This is a genomic window from Pseudanabaena biceps PCC 7429 (assembly GCF_000332215.1).
In the GTDB taxonomy this organism is placed as follows: Bacteria; Cyanobacteriota; Cyanobacteriia; order Pseudanabaenales; family Pseudanabaenaceae; genus Pseudanabaena; species Pseudanabaena biceps.
Map to the genome: position 1 here is coordinate 1 of NZ_ALWB01000334.1, position 3,599 is coordinate 3,599.

The 3,599-nt window shown below is 43.8% G+C and carries 4 protein-coding genes; 1 reads left to right on the forward strand and 3 read right to left on the reverse strand.

Annotated elements, in window-relative coordinates:
• Positions 1-79: transposase-like zinc-binding domain-containing protein (locus PSE7429_RS28260; protein WP_422394346.1), on the reverse strand; the 79-nt coding region annotated here is incomplete at its 3' end.
• Between the two features lie 9 nt (positions 80-88).
• Here PSE7429_RS28260 and PSE7429_RS21855 point away from each other — a divergent pair.
• Positions 89-583, forward strand: coding sequence for a response regulator (locus PSE7429_RS21855; RefSeq protein WP_040690205.1), 495 nt, complete (start codon positions 89-91; stop codon positions 581-583).
• A gap of 228 nt (positions 584-811) precedes the next feature.
• On the opposite strand, the gene PSE7429_RS21860 is transcribed toward PSE7429_RS21855, so the two are convergent.
• Positions 812-2,197: a UDP-N-acetylmuramoyl-tripeptide--D-alanyl-D-alanine ligase gene (locus tag PSE7429_RS21860; protein WP_009629558.1), complete on the reverse strand. Its 1,386-nt coding sequence runs from the start codon at positions 2,195-2,197 to the stop codon at positions 812-814.
• Positions 2,198-2,325: 128 nt separating this feature from the next.
• A complete protein-coding gene (locus tag PSE7429_RS21865; protein ID WP_009629559.1) occupies positions 2,326-3,426 on the reverse strand; it encodes a hypothetical protein in 1,101 nt (366 codons plus the stop codon).
• Between the last annotated feature and the right edge of the window lie 173 nt (positions 3,427-3,599).

Genomic DNA, 3,599 nt, shown 5'->3' on the forward strand with positions numbered 1-3,599 from the left:
CAGCACAAATATGATTTTGTTTGTCTCCTCGTTTCCCATTTTTACGAATATGTGTTGAACCACACTTTGGACATTTCATTGTTTTTCATTGCTAAAACTCGTTATCTTTTATTTACTCATTCATCTCTCATTTGTGCAACGCCGTAAAGAGAGCCTAGAGAACCTAGAGAATAATTTATTAGAGAATGGTTCAGAGCAGGATTTATTAATTAACCCTCTAATTTTGTTGGCCGATGATAATCCAATTAATATTGAAACCTTTGCCAATTACTTAACTAGTCGAGGATATCGGGTGATTTTAGCGGCTAATGGTCAAGAAGCAATCGATCTAGCGATCGCCCAAAAGCCCAATCTCGTGCTTATGGATATCCAAATGCCTGTACTTGATGGCATTGCGGCGATTGAAATTATCCGTGCCAATCCCTTTCTCAAACATATTCCCATTGTGGCACTAACAGCTCTGGCAATGCAAGGCGATCGCGAGAAATGTATGGCTGTTGGAGCCAATGAATATTTGGCAAAACCCGTACAACTCTCCCATCTAACTGCAACTATCCAAAGGTTATTGAGTAGTTCCGCATAGTTATAGCTATATTCACTTACAGCAATTATCGATCAAACGAACCCCAAGGAAATTTTTGAAAGCGTTGCTTCGCAACGCTTTCAAAAATTTCCTTGGTTTGGCTTTGAGCGCAATGCGCTACCCAATAGAGAGTTGCGGCGCGAAGCGCCACAACTCTCTATTGGGTTTGTTAAGTGAATATATGGGGGCTTCAAGAGAATGGCGGCGCAAAGCGCCACCATTCTCTCTCTAGTGCCAAGTTTCGCGAAATGCTTTGACAACATGATCCATCCCAACGGATCGCGATGCTTTGAAAAGAATGCGATCGCCACGTTCGACTTTTTGCAAGAGGGTTTGGGTAATGTCGTCGTAAGACTGACAGGCGATCGCATATTTCAACGAACCATTGGCTCCAGACAGAATGGCATCTGCCTCACCATCAGTCAAAATAATGGCACCTTCGATTCCTAATTTACCGATCGCTTCGCCCACTTGTCGGTGCAATTGGGAAGACATAGCTCCTAACTCTTTCATGGTTCCTAATACTGCCCAATGACGCTTTGCAGGCATATCGGCTAATTGACGCAAAGCTGCTAGCATCCCTTCGGGAGAAGCATTGTAGGTTTCATCGAGAATCATCACATCTTGCGGTAATTCGTATAGCTGCGCTCTGCCAAAGGGCAGATCGAGCTTGCCAATGCCTTGCAATGTCTGAGCCCAATCAAGATTGAGGGCTTTGAGAACGGCTAAACCTGCGAGAAAATTTAAAGCATTGTGGCGACCTGGCAAGGGTAATTCCCATATCAAACCTTCGACATGCAATTTGTTATTGATGAGTTCCCCATTAACATCGCCAATACCTAAGCCATAGGTAATGGTTTTGCCCTGCCAGACTTTGGTAGCTGCTTCTAGTAACAGCTCATTACTTGCATTGAGAATTGCAGTGCCATCGATCGGGGTTTCCGCAAGGAGTTCGCATTTAGCTTGGGCGATCGCCTCTCGTGAACCCAATCTACCAATATGAGCCGTACCCACATTGGTAATTACACTAACTGTGGGCAAAGTAATTTTGGCAAGTCGCTCAATTTCCCCTAAACCACGCATTCCCATTTCCACCACCACAAAATCATTCTGATCGGGGGCGATCGCTAATAGGGTTTGGGCTACGCCAATATCATTATTATGATTGGCTTGACTTTTATGAACTTGCTTGTCGGGAGCCACATAGCAAGCCAACATACTCGCAATCATTTCTTTAGTGGTGGTTTTACCAACAGAACCTGTAATAGAAATGACGGGGCGTGAAAACTGCAATCGCCACCAACGCGCTAGTTCCTGATAGGCGGTAAGAGTATCGTCAACCGCTAGGAGCGGTAGCCCAGTTGCCGCATCTGAGTTAGCCCACTGCCGACTCACAATTGCGGCTACTGCTCCTTGAGCGATCGCTGCGGCAACAAAAACATGACCATCAAAATTTTCGCCAGTTAAAGCCACAAACAACTCGCCAGCTCCAAGTTTGCGACTATCGGAAATAACGCCCCTTATTTCTATATTGTTTCGCGTGTTTTCGTCAATATTGGCAACCGTTGCCGATGTAATGGCGATCGCTTGGCTAATCGTACAAATACAGGTCATGCTTGATTTTTTTCTGTTCTTAGCTTTTCTTTACTGAAGATATCAAGTCTCAACCTGTTAGAAAAGTCACGCTTTTGGCGTTTTTTTCTAACAAGTTTATCGACTTAATCTGCTCAGCTTTATTATTATCAGGCTTCAGGCAGCACATCATCACCAAACATTTCATTCAAAGCCGTCAGATAGGGCTCAAATTCCTTGACATGCCTCTCATCGAGATGGGTATGCATTTCTTGAGAGAGGAGTCTGAGTAAAGTCCTTACCAATTCCCAACTCACCTTTAAAGGAGGATAGAGCATTATACAAAGGGGAAAAAGCTCTTGCTGAATCGAAGATACACTCTTTTCTAATACGCAAAGACAGAGATAAACTTGAAACATCTCAATGTCGCGCAGACTAGAAATCCGAATTTGAGGCGAACTCAGCACGCCGCTATAGCATTGATAGTCCGAATGCATAATCAAGGTCTTTTGTGAGACTTGGCGAGCAATTTCACTGGTCAGGGAGAGTAAATGGCGAACGGACTCGAGCGCGATGTCATCATATTCGAGATCTCCTGCGGCCTCGTAGCATCTTTGCAATGGCATATAAAGGTGATCGTCAATTACCTTGAAGTAAGAGTTCACCATCAATTTCTCTAGAGGCGGAAGGGCGTTCAGCAGCATCTGCCCGCTGTAGTGAAATTGCATACTGACAAAACCAATGGTACGCGGATCAACGGATGTATATTTTTTGCGAATCTTGCCGACATTTTGAGCGATCGCCACAGATAGCTGTCCAACCGTTGGTAGCTGAGTATAGGTTTCGAGTCGCTGATATTGTCCATCCTCGGGCAAATCTATTTCCAACAGACGATTGTTAGCATTCTCGGTATAAACTTTGAGAGCCGAATCCAATAAAAAACGCGAATCCGTAGCAATTTGCCAAGGATCGATTAAATCTGCGGATATACCGTGAGCTTGCAACTGTCCCATCAATAGGGTTTCAGTCTTTGCCCAAGCTTGCGCGCTAGAAAAACGCAGGGATTGTAAGAGATTTGCGGCTGTAGCTGCCCGCCGCTCTGATGATAAAATTTCCCCCAGATCGTTAGATTGAATACTCTGCTTGGGTTTATCGACCTGTAAATTTTGAATATACTTCTTTGCCCAAATATTTGCGAGAGTCGAGATAGAAGTACTTGTAACGTTTTGGAAATCTTCTCTGAGATTATCTACAAGAGTATGTCCGATCATTGAGACTCCGAAAGAAAAATTTTTGTTAAATTAGTAACATTATATTTCCTCCCTCTAACATAGTTCAGGTTTAGTTAAAAATACTTATTTAACTAGCCAAGCATAAGTAATCTTAAACCCCAGAAGAGCGTACCGCCCGTTATGCGGGCGGTACGCTCTTCTGGGGTTTAATT